General features: G+C 73.1%; 15 protein-coding genes and 1 pseudogene. 6 read left to right on the forward strand and 10 right to left on the reverse strand.

Features of this window, described 5'->3' with window-relative positions; genetic code table 11:
• Entirely contained in the window at positions 1 to 867 is an 867-nt protein-coding gene (locus H7827_RS22635) for a LysR family transcriptional regulator (RefSeq protein ID WP_432747154.1), read from the forward strand.
• A gap of 80 nt (positions 868 to 947) precedes the next feature.
• Here the strand turns inward: H7827_RS22635 and H7827_RS22640 are convergent, their stop codons facing one another.
• Positions 948 to 1,589, reverse strand: coding sequence for a LysE family translocator (locus H7827_RS22640; RefSeq protein ID WP_432747155.1), 642 nt, complete (start codon positions 1,587 to 1,589; stop codon positions 948 to 950).
• Positions 1,590 to 1,621: 32 nt separating this feature from the next.
• The gene (locus tag H7827_RS22645) at positions 1,622 to 2,086 is read right to left on the reverse strand and encodes an adenylyltransferase/cytidyltransferase family protein (protein WP_030726585.1); all 465 of its coding nucleotides are present in this window, start codon (positions 2,084 to 2,086) and stop codon (positions 1,622 to 1,624) included.
• Positions 2,087 to 2,298: 212 nt separating this feature from the next.
• On the opposite strand from H7827_RS22645, the pseudogene H7827_RS22650 reads away from it, so the two are divergent.
• The 3 genes and pseudogenes from H7827_RS22650 to H7827_RS22660 all read left to right on the forward strand — a co-directional run bounded on the left by H7827_RS22650 (position 2,299) and on the right by H7827_RS22660 (position 6,677).
• Positions 2,299 to 3,568, forward strand: a pseudogene (locus tag H7827_RS22650) (glycosyltransferase).
• The gene (locus H7827_RS22655) at positions 3,565 to 5,358 is read left to right on the forward strand and encodes a lipopolysaccharide biosynthesis protein (RefSeq protein ID WP_432747156.1); all 1,794 of its coding nucleotides are present in this window, start codon (positions 3,565 to 3,567) and stop codon (positions 5,356 to 5,358) included. Before H7827_RS22650 ends, H7827_RS22655 begins: the two are co-directional and overlap by 4 nt.
• 44 nt (positions 5,359 to 5,402) lie before the next feature.
• Positions 5,403 to 6,677: a hypothetical protein gene (locus H7827_RS22660; RefSeq protein WP_432748036.1), complete on the forward strand. Its 1,275-nt coding sequence runs from the start codon at positions 5,403 to 5,405 to the stop codon at positions 6,675 to 6,677.
• A gap of 37 nt (positions 6,678 to 6,714) precedes the next feature.
• Here H7827_RS22660 and H7827_RS22665 read toward each other — a convergent pair whose 3' ends face one another.
• The 3 genes from H7827_RS22665 to H7827_RS22675 form a co-directional block, all read right to left on the reverse strand.
• Positions 6,715 to 7,746, reverse strand: coding sequence for a sodium:calcium antiporter (locus tag H7827_RS22665; protein ID WP_246156840.1), 1,032 nt, complete (start codon positions 7,744 to 7,746; stop codon positions 6,715 to 6,717).
• 294 nt (positions 7,747 to 8,040) lie between these two features.
• Positions 8,041 to 8,694, reverse strand: a complete 654-nt coding sequence (locus H7827_RS22670) for a hypothetical protein (RefSeq protein ID WP_432748037.1) — start codon at positions 8,692 to 8,694, stop codon at positions 8,041 to 8,043.
• 144 nt (positions 8,695 to 8,838) lie between these two features.
• On the reverse strand, positions 8,839 to 9,690 hold the full coding sequence (locus tag H7827_RS22675) for an NmrA family NAD(P)-binding protein (protein ID WP_432747158.1): 852 nt from the start codon (positions 9,688 to 9,690) through the stop codon (positions 8,839 to 8,841).
• A gap of 82 nt (positions 9,691 to 9,772) precedes the next feature.
• On the opposite strand from H7827_RS22675, the gene H7827_RS22680 reads away from it, so the two are divergent.
• Complete coding sequence (locus H7827_RS22680; RefSeq protein WP_432747159.1) at positions 9,773 to 10,723, forward strand: cupin domain-containing protein; 951 nt, start codon at positions 9,773 to 9,775, stop codon at positions 10,721 to 10,723.
• Positions 10,724 to 10,735: 12 nt separating this feature from the next.
• Here H7827_RS22680 and H7827_RS22685 read toward each other — a convergent pair whose 3' ends face one another.
• The 3 genes from H7827_RS22685 to H7827_RS22695 form a co-directional block, all read right to left on the reverse strand.
• A complete protein-coding gene (locus tag H7827_RS22685; protein WP_432747161.1) occupies positions 10,736 to 11,692 on the reverse strand; it encodes a M28 family metallopeptidase in 957 nt (318 codons plus the stop codon).
• Between the two features lie 80 nt (positions 11,693 to 11,772).
• Positions 11,773 to 13,224: a hypothetical protein gene (locus H7827_RS22690; RefSeq protein ID WP_432747162.1), complete on the reverse strand. Its 1,452-nt coding sequence runs from the start codon at positions 13,222 to 13,224 to the stop codon at positions 11,773 to 11,775.
• Between the two features lie 118 nt (positions 13,225 to 13,342).
• The gene (locus H7827_RS22695; protein ID WP_432747163.1) at positions 13,343 to 14,245 is read right to left on the reverse strand and encodes an aminoglycoside phosphotransferase family protein; all 903 of its coding nucleotides are present in this window, start codon (positions 14,243 to 14,245) and stop codon (positions 13,343 to 13,345) included.
• A 357-nt stretch (positions 14,246 to 14,602) separates the two neighbouring features.
• Between H7827_RS22695 and H7827_RS22700 the strand changes: the two genes are divergently transcribed.
• Complete coding sequence (locus H7827_RS22700; RefSeq protein ID WP_432747164.1) at positions 14,603 to 16,159, forward strand: pectate lyase family protein; 1,557 nt, start codon at positions 14,603 to 14,605, stop codon at positions 16,157 to 16,159.
• A 67-nt stretch (positions 16,160 to 16,226) separates the two neighbouring features.
• Here H7827_RS22700 and H7827_RS22705 read toward each other — a convergent pair whose 3' ends face one another.
• Together H7827_RS22705 and H7827_RS22710 are read right to left on the reverse strand one after the other, a co-directional pair.
• Complete coding sequence (locus H7827_RS22705) at positions 16,227 to 17,855, reverse strand: virginiamycin B lyase family protein (RefSeq protein WP_432747165.1); 1,629 nt, start codon at positions 17,853 to 17,855, stop codon at positions 16,227 to 16,229.
• Positions 17,852 to 19,633, reverse strand: a complete 1,782-nt coding sequence (locus tag H7827_RS22710) for a flavin-containing monooxygenase (RefSeq protein WP_432747166.1) — start codon at positions 19,631 to 19,633, stop codon at positions 17,852 to 17,854. The genes H7827_RS22705 and H7827_RS22710 overlap by 4 nt, the downstream gene beginning before the upstream one ends.
• Between the last annotated feature and the right edge of the window lie 13 nt (positions 19,634 to 19,646).

A 19,646-nucleotide genomic window follows, 5' to 3' on the forward strand; every position in this document is an offset into this window, starting at 1 on the left:
ATGGAGGGAAAGGACCTGGAGCTGCGGCACCTGCGCTGTCTCGTCGCGATCGCCGACGCCGGCACCTTCACCGACGCCGCCATCGCACTGGGCGTCTCCCAGGCCGCCGTCTCCCGCAACCTGCTCGCCCTGGAGCGGATCCTCGGCGTGCGGCTGCTGCACCGCACCAGCCGCGCCGTCACCCCCACCGCCGCCGGGGTGCACGTCCTGGCCCGCGCCCGGCACCTGCTCGGCGAGGCCGACGCGCTCGTCGCCCGGGTCACCACCGGACACACCCGGCTCCACCTCGGGCACGCCTGGTCCGCGATGGGCGGGCACACCACCGAGTTCCAGCGGCGCTGGCACAGCCAGCATCCGGACGTCGAACTGCACCTCGTGCGCCACAACACCCCCACCAGCGGCCTGGCCGAGGGCCGCTGCGACCTGGCGCTGGTCCGGCTGCCTTTCGACACCCGCCGCTGGGCCCACGCCCTCGTCGGCCAGGAGTCGCGGGTCATCGCGCTCGCCTCCGACGATCCGTGGGCGCGGCGCCGGGGCATCCGGCTGGCCGAGATCCGTGAGCGCACCCTCGTCCTGGACCGGCGCACCGGCACCACCACCCTGGATCTGTGGCCCGAGGGCGAACGGCCCACCGTCGAGTACACGCACGACATCGACGACTGGCTCGCCGCCATCGCCACCGGGCGCTGTGTGGGGGTGACACCCCGCTCCACCGCCACGCAGTACCGCCGCGACGGCATCGTCTACCGGCCGCTGCGCGACGCCCCGCCCGTCCCGGTCCATCTCCTGTGGCGGCACCCCGACCCGCACCCGGCGACGCAGGCCGTCGTCGACCTGCTCAGGGGCCTGTACCGAGAGGACGGCTGAGGGACTGCCGGGGGGCGCAGGGGTGCGGAACGCCCGCGCGTCGCCGTGCTGTTGACCGGGGTGGTCCGGGGCGTCCGGGGTCAGTCCGAGCGGCCCGTCACCGCCACCGTGACGCCCAGGCCGATCATCGCCAGGCCGCCGGCGCCGCCGACCTTGGACAGCCGCTCCGGTGAGCGTGCGAACCAGTCGCGGGCGGTGGCCGCTGTCAGGCCCCAGACGCTGTCCGAGGCCAGCGCTATCACGTTGAACACCACGCCCAGCAGCAGCATCTGGAGCGCCGGGTGCTGCTGCCCACGGTCCACGAACTGCGGCAGGACGGCCGCGAAGAACACGATCGTCTTGGGGTTGGTCACCCCGACGACGAACCCCTCCCAGAACGTACGCCTGCCGCCGCCCGTCCCCGCCCGGGCGGCGGGAAGCGCGGACGACAGGGCGTGGCGGGAGCGCCAGGCGGCCACGCCCAGGTAGACCAGGTACGCCCCGCCCGCGAACTTCAGCGCGGTGAAGACCAGCGCCGAACGCTCCACCAGCTCCCCGATCCCGGCCGCCACCGCCACGATCAGCACGTACGCGCCGACGGCGTTGCCCGCGACCGTCATCAGCGCGGCGCGGCGGCCCTGGGACAGGGCCCGGCCGACCACGAACAGCACGCTCGGCCCCGGGATGATGATCAGCAGGAAGGACATGACGGCGAAGGCCAGCAGGCGGTCGGCGGAAATCATGGGGCCATCAAAGCAGCGTGCGCCGCGCCGCGTCAGCCCTGTTCCGCCCGGGTCGCCAGGGCGTCCAGCGCGCCGCGCAGCTGGGTGCTGGAGGTGTGCACGGTGTAGGGGAAGTACACGACCTCCACGCCCACCTGCCGGAAGTCGCGCTCCAGCTTCTCGCCCTTCGGCGTGCCCCGCCAGTCGTCGCCCTTGAACAGGATGTCGAAGCGCACCTGTTGCCAGGTCGTCACCTTGTCCGGCACGGTCTCCACGAACGCCGCGTCCACGTACCGGATCGATCGCACGATCTCCAGCCGCTCCACCAGCGGTATCACCGGCGGTCTGCCCTTCGCCAGCTCCGCCATCTCGTCCGAGACCACCCCGGCCACCAGGTAGTCGCAGCGACTGCGCGCGTGCCGCAGGATGTTGAGGTGGCCGATGTGGAAGAGGTCGTAGACGCCGGGTGCGTAACCCACCAGGTGCGGTACCCGCTGCTGCCCGTGTCCCTGCGGCATGACTCGTGCCCCCCACGCGGTCGCTGGGACCGCCCGGCCGGGGCGGCACGGGCGGCGGATCCACCCGACCTTAATCCCAAACCCTCACTCCCCGGGCCCGATTGATGACATGCGGTGCAGGTTCTGCGGATAGGGTGGACACTGAGCGCTGTCGGGATTCCCGTTCAGGGGGGAGAAGTTCGACTGTGGGCGAACGACACGAACGGCTGCTGCTGGTCTCCACGAACTACGCGCCCGAACAGGCCGGCATCGGCCCGTACGCCACCCAGCTCGCCGAGCACTGGGCGCACGCGCGCGGCGCGGAAGTACACGTCCTGGCCGGGTTACCGCACTACCCCGCCTGGCGTCTGGACCCCGCCTACCGCCATGTGTGGCGCACCGTCGACGAACGCGCCGGGGTCCTCGTCCACCGGCGCCGGCACACCGTCCCCCCCGCGCCAGTCCGCGCTGCGCCGCGCCCTGTACGAGGCGACGATCCTCGGGCACGGACTGCTGGCCCCGCCCCGCATGGGCCGCCCGGACGCCGTGGTCGCCCAGGTGCCCAGCCTCGCCGGCGGGGTGCTCGCCGCGCGGATCGCGCGCCGCCACCGCGCCCCGTACATCCCCGTCATCCAGGACCTGATGGGCGCCGCCGCCGCACAGAGCGGCATCCGGGGCGGGGGCCGCGCCGCGTCCGCCGCCGCCGCCGTGGAGCGGCGCATGCTGCGCGGCGCCACGCTGGTCGGCATCATCCACGAGACGTTCCGGGAGCGGGTCCGGGCGCTGGGCGTCCCCGACGAGCGGATCCGGCTCGTCCCCAACTGGTCGCACGTGTCAGGACCGGCCACCCCGCGCGCCGCCGTCCGCGCCCGCCTGGGCTGGCCGCCGGAGCAGACCGTGCTGCTGCACTCCGGCAACATGGGCCTCAAGCAGGGGCTTGAGGTGCTGATCGGCGCGGCCCGCGAGGCGCCCGAGATCCGGGTGGTGCTCATGGGCGACGGCAGCCAGCGCGAACGCCTGCGGGAGCTGGCGGCGGGAACGCCCAACGTGGAGTTCCTGCCGCCCGCCGCCGACGAGGACTTCCCCGACGTCCTCGCCGCCGCCGACGCCCTCGTGGTCACCCAGCGGGCCGCCGTCCTGGACATGAGCGTTCCCTCCAAGCTCACCTCCTACTTCACCGCGGGACGTCCCGTCATCGCCTCGGTCGCGGCGGAGGGCGGAACGGCCCAGGAGATCCGCGACTCCGCCGCCGGCTGGCTGGTGGCGCCCGAGCAGCCCGCCGCGCTCGCCGCCGCCGCCCGCGAACTGGCCGCCGACCCGGCCGCCGCCGACGCCATCGGCGTGCGCGGCGCCGACTACGCCCGCACCCGGCTCGGCCGCGCCGCCGGTCTCGCCCGGGTCGACGCCCTGCTGGACGAGGCCCTGGGGCGCGCGTACCCCTCCCGTTCCGCACCCCGCCCGGAGCCCACGGACCCGGCCCTCGCGTTCAAGGAGTCCCGTTGAAGGAGGCCCCCGCGGGCAGCCAGGCCGCCACCGCCCCGTACGACGAACCCGACCTGCTGCGCGACCAGTTCCGGCAACTGCTGCGCTACCGCCTGCTCATCGTCTGCGGCATCGTGCTGGGCCTGGCGGGCGGCGGCTGGCTGGGGCTCACGGCCAACGAGACGTACGTGGCCACCGCCGAGGTCACCGTACGCACCCCCACCGCCGACCCGTTCGCCGGCGGCACCGTCGACCGCGTCGCGATGGGCTCCGAACGCCGCACCGCCGTCAGCGACATCGTCGCCCAGCGCGCCGCCGAGGCACTCGGCGACCCCGACCGCGCCCAGCAGCTCAAGCGCGGACTCCAGGTCACCAACCCGCCCAACACCGAGGTCCTGCGCTTCGCCTACTCGGCCGACGACCCGCATCTGGCCGCCGAGCGCGCCAACGCCTTCGTCCAGGCCTACCTCGGCAACCGGCAGGCCGACGCCGACGCCACCATCGCCGCCGGCGTCGCCTCCCTGGAGAGCCAGCGCGCCCCCCAACTGGAGCGCCGCGACGCGCTGGAGGACGAACTCGGCACCCTCTTCGAGGGCAGCGCCGCCTACGACAACGCCCTCGCCGACCTGTCCGGCGTCACCAGCGCCATCTCCGACCTCAACGCCGCCATCGCCCGCCTCACCTCCCTGGACACCACCGGCGGCCGGGTCATCACCGAAGCCACCCCGCCCGGCAGCCCCTCGGGGCCCGGCCTGCCGCTGCTGCTCGCGCTCGGCTACGTCGTCGGCATCGGCATCGGACTGCTCGCCGCCTGGGTCCGGCTGGTGTTCGACCCGACCGTGCGCTCGCCCGGCGATGTCACCCGGGCGCTGCACGCACCCGTACTCGGCGTGCTGCCCCGGCCCGCGCGCGGCGAGGGCCCGGAGGAACTGCTCGCCCAGGGCCGGCTGGCCGAGGAGTACCGCTCGGTGGCGTTCCGGCTCGCCTACGACGAGGCGTTCGCGCAGCGCCGCCGGCTGCTGGTGGTCGCACCGCGCGGCAGCATAGAGACCCCGCTGGCCGCCGCCGTCAACCTCACCGCCGCCTTCGCCGAGATGGGCATGGACGCCCTGCTGGTGGAGGCCGACCTGCGCACCCCCACCCTGACCGAACAGCTGCGGCACGCGGACGGCGTACGGCCCGGCTGGGCCAGCTCGCCCGGCGGGCGCGGCGAGAGCACCGACTGGCCCAGCGGGCTGCGGGTACCGATCGACGCCGAGGAGTCCGGCATCTTCGACCTGGTGCCCGGCCGCCGCGTGCGCAACGTGCCGCGCGCCCTGACCTCACCGGCCGCCAGCCAGCTGATCAACCACGCCGACGCCAAGGGCGCCGTGGTGGTGGTGCTGGCCCCCGCCGTGCTGCTGTACGCGGACGCCATCGCCCTCACGGACCGGGTGGACGGAGTGCTGGTGGTGTGCGACCCCAGCGAGGTGCACCGCGACGACCTGACCCGGGTACGGGAGTTGGTGGTCGGCGCCGGCGGCCTGCTGCTGGGGGCGGTCCTGCACTCGTGGGGCAGCGGCACCGACCCGCGCGAGGGCGAGGGCGAGGGGGACGGCGCACGTCCGGGGGAACGGACCGGCGAGGCCGAGGGCCGCGAGCGCGAGGGCCGGGCCCTGGCGGTCCGCCCCGTGCCGGGGCAGCCGCACGGGGCACGGCACCGGCAGCCGCCCGGTGGCGTCAACCGGGAGCCCCAGGGGAGCAATTCGGAAACCATGGGACTGCGGATCCTCGATCCCGGCGCGCTGGGTGATCATGAAGGGCACCACTGAGCGACACCAGGGATTCGAGAGAAAGCCGTGAGCAGACCGCAGTGATACGACCCGGGCGCGCCGTCGCCTTCTCCATCGCAGATCAGGGGGTGGCGGCCCTCACCAACATCGCGGTGGTGGTGTTCGCCGCCCGCCAGTCCTCCGCCGGGGCCTTCGCCGATTTCGCCCTCGTCTACGCCGTGTTCGCCGTGCTGCTCGGCGCCTGCACCGCGTACGTCGGCCAATCGCTCGTGCTGCGCGGCGGCGCCGGCCGCGACCCCGCCGAACTGGCCAGGGACTGCCGCTCGGCCGCCCTGTTCGCGCTCGCCGCAGCCACCGCCGTGGGGCTGGTGCTGGCGCTGCCCGCGTACGCGCTGTCGGCCGGGGCGCTGGCGGCGCTGGGCGCGGTGCTGCCGATCGTGCTCACCCAGGACACCCTGCGCTACGCCTTCTCGGTGCTGCGGCGGCCCCAACTCGCGCTGGCGGCCGACGTTCTGCGGCTGGCGGTGGCCGTACCCGCGCTGGCGCTGCTGCCGGCCGGTCCCGGCGCCGCGACGCTCGTGCTGGCCTGGGGTCTTTCGGCACTGCCCGCGCTCGGGCTCGCGAGCTGGCTGCTGTACCGGGCCACCGCGGACGCGGCCGGCCGGCCGCGCCCGGCGGCGCTGCTGGCGCGCGGGCATCTGGGGCAGCGGTTCGTGGTGGAGTTCGGCGTCGGCAACGCCTCCTCGCAGCTGGCGATCATCGGGCTCGGCGCGCTGGCCAACCCGCTGGCCGTCGGCGCGCTGCGCGGCGCCGGTACCGTCTTCGGCCCGCTGAACGTGCTGTTCAACACCGCCACCGGCTTCGGCCCGCCGCTGCTCGGCGAGCAGCGCTCGGGGGCCGGCAAGGCCCGTACGGCGGCGCTCGCGGGCGGTGCGCTCGCGGCGGTGGCGGCGCTGTGGGCGCTGCTGCTGTCCGTGCTGCCGGACAGCTGGGGCCGTCAACTGCTGGGCGATACGTGGCAGTCGGCGTCCGCCCTCATCCCGGCCACCGGCAGCCAGTACGCGGCGATGGCCATGGGTACCTGTGGCCTGCTGGCGCTGCGCGTGCTGAGCCCGCGCGCCACCTTGCCGATCCAGCTGGTGTTCTCGCTGGTCTCGGTGGTGGCTCTGCTGACCGGCTACGCGCTGGGCGGCATCCTGGGCGCCGCCTGGGGCCTGTGCGCGGGCTCGGCGGCGAAGGCGGTGGCGGCCTGGACCCGGGTGGCCTTCGAGGTGCGGGTCGCCGCCGAGCGGGAACCGGAGGCGGAACCGCCGGACGAGGAGCCGGCCCCGGAGCGGGACGGGCGGGTGGCCGGGTAGCCGGCCACCCCCTTGCCGGTCCCGTCGGCTGTCGCTGTCAGCCGAGGATCGGGATCAGGCCGAGCGCGAAGACGACGTAGAAGCCCGCCGTCACCGCCAGCCGCGCCGGGGTCAGCCGGTGCGTCCGCATCGTCAGCAGCAGATAGCCGATCGCGGCCATGGTGATCAGCCCGGACCACAGCAGCGCGCCGTCGAAGTGCCAGCGGGTGAAGATCAGTCCGATCCCGCTGGGCACGGTGGCCTGGATCATCATCGAACCCGAGATGTTGGCGAGCGCCAGCTTGATCTTGCCCTGCCTGACCCAGATCACCGCGTTCATGATCTCCGGCAGTTCGGTGGCGATCGGCGACAGCAGCAGCGCGGTGACCGTCGCGGACAGCCCCAGCATGGGGCCGATGCTGTCGAGCTGACCCACGAACGCGTGGGCGGCGACGAAGATCACCGCGAGGCTTGCCAGGGTCTGGAGCACCACGGCCCAGGTCGCCGGGGAGGCGGCGTGGGGCTGGAGCTTCAGCGGCTCCAGCTCGTCCTCCTCCTCGCCGTCCAGCGAGCCCTCGGCGGCGCGGCTGTTGCGGATCTCGCGCCAGAAGTAGGCGGCGTACGCGGCGAAGAACAGCACGCCCAGCGCGGGCTTGAACGCGAACGCCACCAGGCCGAGTGCCACCTTCACGATGAAGATCGGCAGGAACCACTTCTGGTCCTTGGCCAGCCGCCGCATGTCGCGCTCGTCACCCAGCGCCTCGGACGCGGCGCCCACGCCGCCGGAGCCGGAGCCGCCGGTTGCCACCAGGGCGCGGTCCCGGCGCCGCTTGAGCAGCAGCATCGTGCCGGTCACGCCGTACGCGACGGTCGCCAGCGCGAGCGGGCCGCCCATGGCCGCTCCCACGCCGATGTCCTTGGCCTCGTCGGTGGCGCCGGTCGTCACCGCGACCAGCGTGACCACGGACTCGGGCAGCGCCGTACCGAAGGCGGCGAGGATGGTCCCGACGGCCATCTTCCCCACGTTGAGGCGCTCGCCCAGCCACTCCACGGCATTGACGAACCACTCGCACGAGAGATAGATCGCCACCGCACACAAGATGAGCAGTACGAAATGGATCACGGTTATCGTCCGGCCTTCCCGCGCGACGGCGGGGCATCGAGGACGTCCGGCGCGGGGGAGCGGCGGCAGCTTCGACCCCGCCGACGCCCGCATGACATACGTCGTCGACAAATGGGCCGAAGGTCTCGCCCGCCCGTGCACCGGCCTGGACCGGATGGCGGGCCCGGCCACCGGGAACCCGGGGGTTCCAGTGTGTCGACGACCGGTATCGCGGGGCTACTCCCCTTCGCAGCCGCCCACTGTACCTGACCTGGGCATCCGCTATCCGTGCAGCCAGATCCGCAGCGGGCCCACCGTCTCGAAGCCGTGTGCCAGGGCGGCCGTGAGGTCCTCGCCGTGCTCGTAGCCCACCACCGGCAGGCCGGGGAAGAGGTGGTGCACCGCCTCCAGCACGAACGGCCAGGCGGTATCGGGGGTGGCGTCGTCCAGCCGGAAGACGTTGGAGACGCCGATCACACCGGCGGCGCGGCCGGCCACCGCCCCGGCGACCACCCGGCGGTCACCGGGATGCCGCCCGGCCAGCACGAAGGTGTCCGGGTCGGCGAGCAGCGCGGGCGGGAAGAGTCCGGCGTCCCCGGCGCCGTCGTCCCAGGCCAGTGCCCAGGTACGCAGCGCGTCCGGGTCGCGGACCACCTCCCACCCCAGGCCGGAGGCGGTCTCCGGTGCGCCGGCCGGCCGGTGGATCCACGTCGCCTCGAACAGCACCCGGAAACCCGCCCCGGTCAGGTCCAGGTCCGCGAAGCTGTCCTTGACCGAGGCACCCGGGGTGGCCGTGTCGATCCGGGCCACCACCGCGGCCGGGTCGGCGCCCGGCGTCAGCGTGACCGCGTCCGGGTAGTACGGCGGGGTACGGGTGGGGGCGGTCCAGGAGCGCGGGCCGAAGCCGCCGCCGGTCACGCCGTGGGCGGCGCTCATCACGGCACACCACTCGGCGTTGTTGCGGGCGGCGGCCAGGACCAGGGACGCGGGGATTTCGATCGGTGTCACATCCGCTGATCCTGCTCCGCCCGCCCCCCTTGGTCGAACGGATTTCCGCTCCGGGGAGTCAGGGATACCGGGTCAGGGGTGCCACACTCCCGTGCCCGCCGTCTCGTGGACGTAGTCGGTGATGTCGCGCGGCGCGCGCCCCAGCGCCCGCTGGACGCCGTCCGCCAGGGTGCCGAACCGGCTCTCCGCGATCCAGCCGAACAACTCGTTCAGCAGGTCCGCGTACTCGCCGTCCAGGCCACGGCCGGTGGCGTGGCGCCGGAACTCCTCGGGCGTCAGCGGGCGGTAGCGGAGGTCCCGGCCCGTGGCCCGCGCGATCAGGGCCACCACCTCGCCGGTGCCCAGCGTGCGCGGCCCGGTCAGTTCGTACGCCTGCCCGGCATGGCCGTCCTCGGTCAGCGCGGCGATCGCCACCTCGGCGATGTCCCGGGCGTCGACGTACGGTTCGACGCCCTGCCCGGTGGCCCAGGCGAGCTCGCCGTCCAGGACCTGACTCAGGAAGAACGGATCCTCGCTGAAGTTCTGCGCGAACCAGGCCGGCTTCAGGATGGTCCACTCCGCCCCCGACTCGCGCACCGCGCGCTCGCCCGGCAGCTTCTCCTCGCCCGCCGGCACCACCCAGTCCCGGGCGGACAGGAACACCAGCCGCCGCACGCCGCGTTCGACCGCCAGCTTGCCGAAGGCACGCAGCGGTGTGGCCGCGTCCGCGCGCTGCGAGTCGACCAGATAGGCCGCGCGGACCCCTTCGAGGGCCGGCTCCCAGGTGTTCTCGTCGTACCAGTCGAAGCGGGTCCGCCCGCGGCGCGTCGCCTCCCGGACGGTGTGGCCGCGTTCCCGCAGCCCGGCGGCCACCCGGCGACCGGTCTTGCCGGTGGCGCCCAGGACCAGGACGGGCTGTGCTGTCGTTGTCGCTGTGCTTGTCATGAGGAGAGTCAAACCCGGCAGCGGTGAGCGCGGGAATGGTTCATCGGCTCACTCGGATGTCCGATCGTCCAAACTGGGGAGCATGGACGCACTCGCCCAACTGCTGTACGAGGTACGGTCCGACGGCGCCCTCTTCAGCCGGAACCTGATGACCCCGCCCTGGTCGGTGGGGTTCGCAGCCCGGACCCCGCTGACCCTGGTCACCATGGTTCGCGGCACCGGCCACATCCACCCGGGCGGCGGGGCCGCGCCCGTCGCGGCCGGGCCGGGCGATGTGGCCATCGTGGTGGGGGCCCAGCCGTTCACCGTCGCCGATTCCCCGGATCCCGGCACCGCCCCGCTGTACGTCGTGCACGGCCCCGACCTCTGCACGACGGCGGACGGCGAGGCGATCAGTGACGATCTGCTGCTCTCCCTGCGCACCTGCGGCAACTGCCTGGAGTGCCCGGAGGCGATCCTGCTCACCGGCACCTACCAGGTCGGGGGCCGCGTCTCCGAGCGGCTGCTGCGCGCGCTGCCCCGGGTGCTGGTCGTCCCGCACGGCGACGGACCCCGGCCGATCCTGGACCTCGCCGCGCTGGAGATCAGCCGGGACGACCCCGGCCAGCAGGCCGTTCTTGACCGGCTGCTCGACCTGCTGCTGCTCGCCACCCTGCGCGAGTGGTTCGCCCGTCCCGAGGCCGATCCGCCGGGCTGGTACCGCGCGTTGGGCGATCCGGTGGTGGGCCCGGCGCTGCGGCTCATCCACGACCGGCCCGCCAGGAGCTGGACGGTGGAGGGGCTGGCCGCCGAAGCCGGTGTCTCCCGGGCGACGTTCGCGCGCCGCTTCACCGAACTCGTCGGCGAGCCGCCGATGGCGTACCTGACGGGCTGGCGGCTGGCCCAGGCCGCCGACCTGCTGGCCCGCACCGACGCCACGGTGGAGTCGATCGCCCGGCAGGTCGGCTACGGCAGCGCGTTCGGGCTGAGCGTGGCGTTCCAGCGGGTGTACGGGGTCCGGCCCAGCCACCACCGGCAGGCGGTCAGGGCGTGAGCGGGGCGGCGCTCAGGAACCCAGCTCCCACAGGACGTGCGCCAGCGCATCCGTGTTGAGGTCGAGCGCCGTCTGATCGATGTTGTCGAGGGTGTCGCACGCCCGGTGGTAGCAGGGGTCGAACGCGACGCCCGCCGTACCGTTCCACTGCGCCGCCTGGGCCGCCGTCATCGTGTTGCCCGCCCCGGTGAACAGGCCGCCCACCGGGATGCCGGCGCTGCGGAACGGGACGTGGTCGGAGCTGTTGCGGGCGGCGGTGGCCGGCTCGGTGGGGATGCCGCGCGCCGCGAACCAGTCGTTGAACAGCGCCTCGATCGCCGCGTCGTCGTCGTAGACGAAGTAACCGGCGTTCGGGGAGCCGATCATGTCGAAGTTCAGGTATTCCCCGAAGCGGGCGCGTTCCGTGGCGCTGAGCGAGGCGACGTAGGCGCGCGAGCCGACCATGCCCAGCTCCTCCGCGCCCCACCAGCCGAACCGCAGCTCCTTCTGCGGGCGCAGGTCGGCCCCGGCGACCGCCAGCGCCACCTCCAGGACCGCCGCGGACCCAGAACCGTTGTCGTTGACGCCCGCCCCGGACCGTACCGAGTCCAGGTGGGCCCCGGCCATCAGCACCTCGTCGGTGGCGGCGTGCGGCCAGGTGGCGATGAGGTTCCAGCTGGTGATGCCGGCGTTGGTGAAGGCGTGGCGGCTGGTCTCGTACCCCGCCTCCTCCAGCAGACCCTCGATGTAGTCGAGGGAGGCGGCGTAACCGGGCTGGCCGTGCGCGCGGTTGCCGCCGTGCGCGGCGGCGATGGACTCCAGCTCGGTGAGGTGGCCCAGGACCCGGTCCACCTCGATGTCGGGCGCGGCGGCCGTCGTGGGGGGCGTGGCTCCCGTGGGCGCGGGTGCGGCGGTGGCACCGCCGGCGAGTCCGGCGGCGAGAGCGAGGGAGAGGGCGATGACGGGCACGGCCGGACGGCGGTAGGTCATGGACGCTCCAGAAGCGTGGGGGACTTTTGACGCGTGCACGCTCATCAGACAGATGTGCGGACCGCGCCGTCAAGAGCCCGTCAGCGCAACTGCGTCCGCGGATCCCCCCGCCAACTCGTCACCAGCGCCAGACACAGCAGCGCGATCCCGATCCGCCCCGACGCCTGGAGCAGCGAACCGCGCAGCAGGATGAAGCTGTACCCGGCCAGCACGGGCGCCACCACCGCCAGCACATTGCCCGGCGAGGGATCGTCCAGCGTCCGTGCCACATAGCGGCGGTCCGTGCGCGCCGCCAGGTAGCCCACCGCGACGAAACCCGCCGCCATGCCCAGCGGGCCGAAGTCCAGCCACAGTTCCGCCCACAGCGGCGAGGACAGATTGGCGCTGGAGGTGCCCATCCAGCCGCCCACCAGGAACCCGGTGTCCTCCGGCTTGGACTCCCACACCGTGCGCGGCACGAAGAACAGCGCCGCGCCCACCACCTGGCGGCCCAGCGTGTGCCCGTTGCCGTCCCCCGCGTACGTCACCGTGTTCGCGAACATCCCCACCTGGTCGTAGTCCTTGATGACCAGCGGCTCCATCAGCGACCCGGTCTCCACCGGCTGCCGCCCCTCCTCGTCGTACCGGAACCGGTCGGTGAACGGGAAGACCAGCAGCGCCACCACCAGGCCCAGCGCCAGCGCCGCCCGGTACATCACACTGCTGCGCGGAAAGAGCGTGAACAGCAGCGCGAACAGCACCGTCAGGAACCAGTAACGGGGATTGGAGATCGGGTTGTTGACGATGACGTTGAGGACGAGCAAACCGGCCCAGCACAGCACCAGCCACAGCCGCCGCCGCGCCCGCCGCGAGGTGACCAGCCAGCGGGTGAGGAACAGCAGCGCCAGCAGCGCCGGTACGGTGCCGAAGCCGCGCAGCAGCGCGTTGCCCGCCTCGCCCCCGGCCCCGTCCACGCCGGAGGCCGTCGCCTCGTTCAGCGCGGCGCCCACCTCCTGCCGGCTGCTGAAGAAGACCGCCGGGCCGCCCAGCCGCACGATCAGCAGCCCGCTCGCCACGTACGCCACCGCGACCAGCACGAACAGCCGGCGCCGGTGCACGGTGGCGGCCGGCGCGCGCATGCTGCGCAGCGAGGGCCGGTGCCGGGCCAGCAGCGCCCCGACATCGAAGGCGACCATCCCGGTCAGCACCAGCACGGTCGCCAGCAGCGTGTCCGAGCGCGGGCCCAGCACCGGGGTGGGATCACGGCCGAGCACCGACTGGGCGAGCGGGGCGATGCCCATCGCCAGATAGCAGAACAGCCAGAAAACGCCCTGGACCAGCCGCCGCCGCCCCGACAGCACCATGGTGCACAGCCGTACCCCGGCGTACCCGGCGACCACCAACTGAAGCCAGAACGCGGTGTCCCGCACCCCCTCACCCGGCTGCGCGGCCACCGCGAACGGCAGCAGCCCCACCACCCCGGCCACCAGCGGCACCGACAACGGCCGTGACAGAACGGCCCGTTGTCCGGGCCCGGCCGTCAGGGGAGCCACGCGGCCGTGCCCCCCGGGATCGCCCGGCTCAACGCCCGGCCCCTGCCGGGGTGTTGGTGTGCGATCGTCGGCTCATGGTCCTTGTCGCGGCGCGGCATGGCCTCAGGCTAGCCGCAACTCACCCGCCGTACTCCGAGAAGATCCCGGCCAGTACCCGCCGGGACTCCGCCGCGGACGCCTCGTCGCCCTCCCGGCTCGCGGCCAGCACGATCAGCGCCTTCCACAGCGCCCAGCCGCGCGCCCGGGCCCAGGTCGCGTCGTCCACCCCGAGGACCTCCCGGAAGGCCCGGCGGCTCTCGCCCGTGAACAGCGTCCAGGCGATCACCGCCTCGCACGCCGGGTCCCCGACACCCATGCAGCCGAAGTCGATCACCGCCGACAGCCGGCCGTCCCCGTCGACCAGCAGATTGCCCCACGCGATGTCGCCGTGGAACCACACCGGCGGGCCTGGCCACCCCGCCCCCAGCGCCTTCTCCCAGATCTCGGTGGCGAGCGCGCCGGGCACCTCGCCGTCGCGCAGCGCGTCGATGGCCGTACGGGTGTCCGCGTCGTAGGTCCTCAACGGCCCGCCGCGGAACCCGGTGTGCAGTGCCGGGGCCGGTCCGCCGGTGGGGTCGATCCGCTGGAGCGCGGTGAGGAAGCCCGCCAGATCGACGGCGAAGGCGCGCATGTCGGCGATCCGGTGCTCCCGCGCCGGACGGCCCTCCAGCCAGCGGTTGACCGACCAGGGGAAGGGAAACCCCTCACCGGGCGCGCCCGCGGCCAGCGGCGCCGGGATCGGCAGCGGCAACAGCGGCGCCAGCTCCGGCAGCCAGCGCTGCTCCTTGCGGACCTGCCCCGCGTAGCCGGTGGCGCTCGGCAGCCGTACGGTCATGGTGTCCCCGAGCCGGAACGTGCGGTTGTCGTTGCCTCCGGGCAGCACCTGCTCGACGGGCAGGTGGGCCCATCGCGGGAATTGCGCGGCGATCAGCCGGCGGACCAGTGCCGCGTCGATGTGGGGGCGTACCTCCGGTGCGTTCACCGGGCCCACCGTGCCCGCGCCGCCCCGGGCGGGCAACCGGTTTTCCCGGTCGGCCACGGATGCTGCCCGATCTCTTGCCACCGGGCGGTCGCACTTCTATTCTCCGATGCCAGAAAGCGCTTGCAACAGGCGTCCGGTGAGCCGTAACTGCCGGACACCCGCTGTGTTCTGCGCATCAGCCGCTACTGATCCCGTGTGACTCCGCCCGCCACGGCGCCAACCCGCCGCGGAGGGAAAGGGCGTACTGCGCCATGCCGGGATGTGGCCCCAGCGAGCGGTCGCACCACGTGTCATCCAGTAATGCCCAGCAACGCCCAGCAACCCCCCACGATGTGGAAATGAGAGGCGAGCGGAGCAATGAGAGGATCAGTCGCGCTTGTGCGACTCTGCGTGACCATGGCCCTGACGGCCCTGGTGGTCGCGACCGGCGCGTTCCTGTCGGTGCCGCAGGCATCGGCCGCGGTCGGCACCGCCACCGGTTACGCGTCCCAGAACGGCGGCACCACCGGCGGAGCCGGCGGCCAGACCGTCCGGGCCACCACGGGAACCCAGATCCACGCGGCCCTGTGCGGCCGGGCCAGCAGCAGCACCCCGATCATCATCGAGGTGCAGGGCACCATCAACCACGGCAACACCAGCAAGGTGTCGGGCGGCAGCTGCAACACCGCCGACGGGGTCATCGAACTCAAGCAGATCAGCAACGTCACGCTGATCGGCGTCGGGACCGGTGCCCTGTTCGACCAGGTGGGCATCCACGTCCGCGAGTCGAGCAACATCATCATCCAGAACGTGACCGTGCGGAACGTCAAGAAGTCGGGTTCGCCGACCTCCAACGGCGGTGACGCCATCGGCATGGAGAACAACGTCCGCAACGTGTGGGTGGACCACGTCACTCTGGAGGCGTCGGGCGGCGAATCGGAGGGCTACGACGGGCTGTTCGACCTGAAGAACAACACCCAGTACGTGACCCTGTCCTACAGCATCCTGCGCAACTCGGGCCGTGGCGGCCTGGTCGGGTCCAGCGAGAGCGACCTCTCCAACGGCTATGTCACCTACCACCACAACCTGTACCAGAACATCGACTCCCGCGCCCCGCTGATGCGCGGCGGGATCGCCCACACGTACAACAACCACTTCCTGAACATCAACGACTCGGGGATCAACTCCCGGGCCGGGGCCCGCGTCCGGGTGGACAACAACTACTTCGAGGACTCCAAGGACGTCCTGGGCACCTTCTACACCTCCGAGGCCGGCTACTGGCACGTCAACGGCAACACGTTCGACAACGTGACCTGGTCCAGCCGCGGCGGCACCACCAACCCGGCCGGCCCCAACCCGACCTCCACCACCTCGGTGAGCATCCCCTACTCCCACAGCCTGGACCCGGCCAACTGCGTGCCGGGCGTGGTCGCCCAGACGGCGGGCGCCAACAAGGGCAACCGCGTCTCGGACGGCAGCTGCACCCCGCAGAACCCGGACCCGGGCAACCCCGGCAACCCCGACCCCGGCAACCCCGACCCGGGCAACCCGGACCCCGGCACCCCCGGCGGCACCAACCTGAGCCTTGCCGGTGACTCCGACGGCAGCAGCAAGGCCAGCGGCACCAGCTACGGGAACGTGCGGGACGCCAACATGAACACCTACTGGTCGCCGAACGGCACCACGGGCTCCATCTCGATCAAGTGGAGCTCCGCCACCACCGTCTCCAAGATCAACATCAGGGAGGCGTCGGGCGCCACCGGCCGCATCGGCTCCTACCGGGTGCTGAACGCCGACACCGGCGCCGTCCTGGCCACCGGCAGCGGAGCGGGCGTCATCTCGTTCCCGGCCACCTCGGTACGGAAGATCACCTTCGAGATCACCAGCGCGAGCAGCACCCCCAGGGTCGCGGAGTACGAGACCTACGCCCCCTGACCCGCACAGCACCTGGGCCGGGCCGCTCCCCTGGGGGCGGCCCGGCCCTTCGGCCCACCGGCTCCGCTCAGCGCGGCGACAGGCGCAGGACGGTGCCCTCCCCGTTCGCCGACAGCAACAGCGAGCCGTCCGGCGCCAGGGCCAGCCCCGCGAAGCGCCGTGGCCGGCCCGCCACACCCGGTACCGGATCCGGCTCCTCCCGCTCGATGCCCGGGGGCAGCCCCACCGGCAGCCGCTCCGCCTCCACCCGCCGCCGCCCCGTCTCCAGACAGAACGACACCAGCCGCCGGTGCTCCGTCTCCACCGTGAACAGCTCCGGGCCGCGCACCACCAGACCCTGCGGCCCGCCGAGCCCGCTCGCGAACGTGGTCGGCGCGCCGTTCGACTCGACGCGCAGCACCGTACCCAGCCGCTCCTCACTCACATAGCAGCGGCCCTCCTCGTCGAACGCCACATCCACCGGATGGTCAAGTCCCGCCGCCAGCACCCTGATCGCGCCCGCCGCGGGCACGGCCACCACCCGCCCCGCGCCGGTCTCCGCGACCACCGGCACGCCGCCCGCACCCACCGCGATGCCCATCGGCAGGCGCAGGCCGGCCGCCCGCACCCGCGGGACGCGCTCCCCGAGGTGGTACGTCAGCACCTCGCCCGTCTCGGACGTGAGATGCAGTTCCCGGCCCAGCGCCACCACTCCGTGCGCGCCGTTGAAGATCTCCAGGGTCTCCACGCCGCCGTCCGCCCGGCCCTCCACCCTGCCCAGGCGGTAGTGGTCCGCCGCGTACACGGTGCCCCGCGCGTCCGCCGTCACCCCGAACGGGCCGTTGAGGCTCGGCGGCACCAGTTCCCGGGACCGGCCGTCGCTGCGCAGCACCGTGACGCCGCCGCCCGCGTAGCTGGTCAGGAACATCCGGTGGGCGGCGTCGATGGCCAGGTTGTCGATGCCCCGCACCCCCGTGGCCAGCACCGAACGGCGGCCGTCGCCGAACACGTCGATCCTGGTGAGCTGCCCGGACATCCCGCTGGAGACCCCCACCAGCGTCCCGTCCCGGTCGAACCGCGCCCCGACCGGCCCCGGTACGTCCGAGGCGACCAGTTCCGGGACGCCGCCGTCCGGCGGGACCCGCCACAACTCGCCCACCATGATCTGCGGGTAGTACAGCAGCCCGTCCGGGCCCTGCTGCATCGCGTTGCCCATGGCCAGCCCCTCGGCCACCACCTTCGGCCCGCGCGAACCGTCCGGGAACAGCTCCAGCAGCCGGCCGTCCACCCGCATCTCGTTGACGAACAGCCGGTCGCCGATACAGGTGATGCCGTTCGGCACCACCACCTCGTCCGACACCAGGTGGTACGCGCCGGCCGGGGTACGCCGCCACACCCGCCCCGCCGGCAGGTCGGCGATGTACATCGAGCCGTCCGCGCCGAACGCCAGATCGTCCGGCGCCTGTACGGGGCCGTCCAGCGGGACCACCGTCTCGATCTCGCCGGAGACCGGATCCACCGCGCTGATCTGCCCGGCCAGGAACTGCGCCACGTACAGCCGTCCGTCGGGCCCGAACGCGACCCCGTTCGAACCCCACAGCGGGTTCGGCCGGTTGAGCCGCTCGATCCGCCAGCGGCGGCTGTGCGGCCGGGCCCGCCCCGTCGGATCGAACCGGGTGGGCGCCGCCAGCCCCGCCGGGGCGAGGACGGCCGTCACTTGACGATCACCTCACCGATGCCGCTGTCGGTGCGCCACTGCCGCAGCATCTCGTAGAAGGCGACGGGGCCCGCGGCGTAGGACTCGATGCGCTCGGGCACCTTGCCCTCGTTGTTGTAGTACCCGGGGGTGCACTCGGCGAGGAACTTCAGCCGGGCCGGGACGGGTTGGCGCACCGTGGCCACCCAGGCCGCCTCGGCCCGCGCCGACGGCTCGATCCGCCGGGCGCCGCGCGAGCGCGCCTCGGCGACCACCTCCGCCACGTGCACGGCCTGATCGTCCAGCGCGTGCGTGAAGTTGACGGACACCGCGTTCTGGAGCGTGCCGAGATGGAAGAGGTTGGGGAAGCCGTGGCTGTAGAAACCGTGCAGCGTACGCGGCCCCTCCCGCCAGTGCTCGGCGAGCGTGACCCCGCCCCGGCCCCGTACCGCCAGACCCGCCCGGTCGGCCGGGCGCACCGCCGTCTCGAAGCCGGTGGCGAAGATCAGGCAGTCCAGCTCGTACGCCGTGCCGTTCACCACGACCGCGCGCTCGGTGATCCGCTCCACCCCGTGCCCGCCGGTGTCCACCAGCGTCACGTTGGGCCGGTTGAAGGTGGGCAGATAGGTGTCGCTGAAGGTGGGCCGCTTGCACATGTAGCGGTACCAGGGCTTGAGTGTCTCCGCCGTGCCCGGCTCGGTGACGACGCTCTCCACCCTGGCCCTGATCTCGTTCATCTTGCGGAAGTCGGCCAGCTCGGCGAGGACTTCGGGGCTTTCGCGGCCCGCCACCGGCAGCATGGCGCGCTGGAGTTCGGCGCCCGAGGTCCAGCCGTCCGCCACCAGGTCCTCCGCGGCCTCACCACCGGTGACCACGGTGAGGAAGTTGTCCCGGCGGTGCGCCTGCCAGCCGGGGGACAGCGAGGCCGCCCACCGCGGATCGGTGGGCCGGTTGCCGCGCACGTCGACCGAGGACGGGGTGCGCTGGAAGACGAACAACTCCTGTGCGTCCGCGCCCAGATGCGGCACGCACTGGATGGCTGTGGCGCCGGTGCCGATCACCCCGACGCGCTTGTCCGCCAGCTTGTGCAGATTGCCGTTCGCGTCGCCGCCGGTGTAGCCGTAGTCCCAGCGGCTGGTGTGGAAGGTGTGCCCGGTGAACGTCTCGATCCCCGGAATGCCCGGCAGCTTGGGCCGGTTGAAGGGGCCGCTGGAGACCACCACGTAGCGGGCCTCGACGCGGTCCCCGCGATCGGTGCGCACCGTCCAGCCCTGCGCGTCCTCGTCCCAGTCCAGGGCGGTCACCTCGGTCCGGAAGCAGGCGCCCTCGTACAGGCCGAAGTGCCGCCCGATCGCCCGCGCGTGCTGCCGGATCTCCTCACCCGGCGCGTACTTCCAGCGCGGGACGTAGCCGATCTCCTCCAGCAGCGGCAGATAGACGTACGACTCGATGTCGCAGTGGATGCCGGGGTAGCGGTTCCAGTACCAGGTGCCGCCGAAGTCGCCGGCCTTCTCGATGATCCGGATGTCCCGCAGCCCGGCCTGGCGCAGCCGCGCCCCGGCCAGCAGACCGCCGAACCCGCCGCCGATGATGACCGCGTCCGCACGGCCGGTGACCGGCTCGCGGGTGGCACTCTCCGCGTCGGGGCCGGCGTACGGGTCCTCCTCGTAATATCCGAACTCGCCGGTGGTGCGCAGATACTGCCGGCTGCCGTCCGGGCGGACCCGGCGGTCGCGCTCGGCCCGGTACTTGGCACGCAGGGCGTCCGGATCGAACCCCAGATCGTCTGTCGCTGACACGCGTAACCCTTCT

Origin of the sequence: Streptomyces sp. JH002 (assembly GCF_050916115.1) — a bacterium.
Taxonomy (GTDB): domain Bacteria; phylum Actinomycetota; class Actinomycetes; order Streptomycetales; family Streptomycetaceae; genus Streptomyces; species Streptomyces xiamenensis.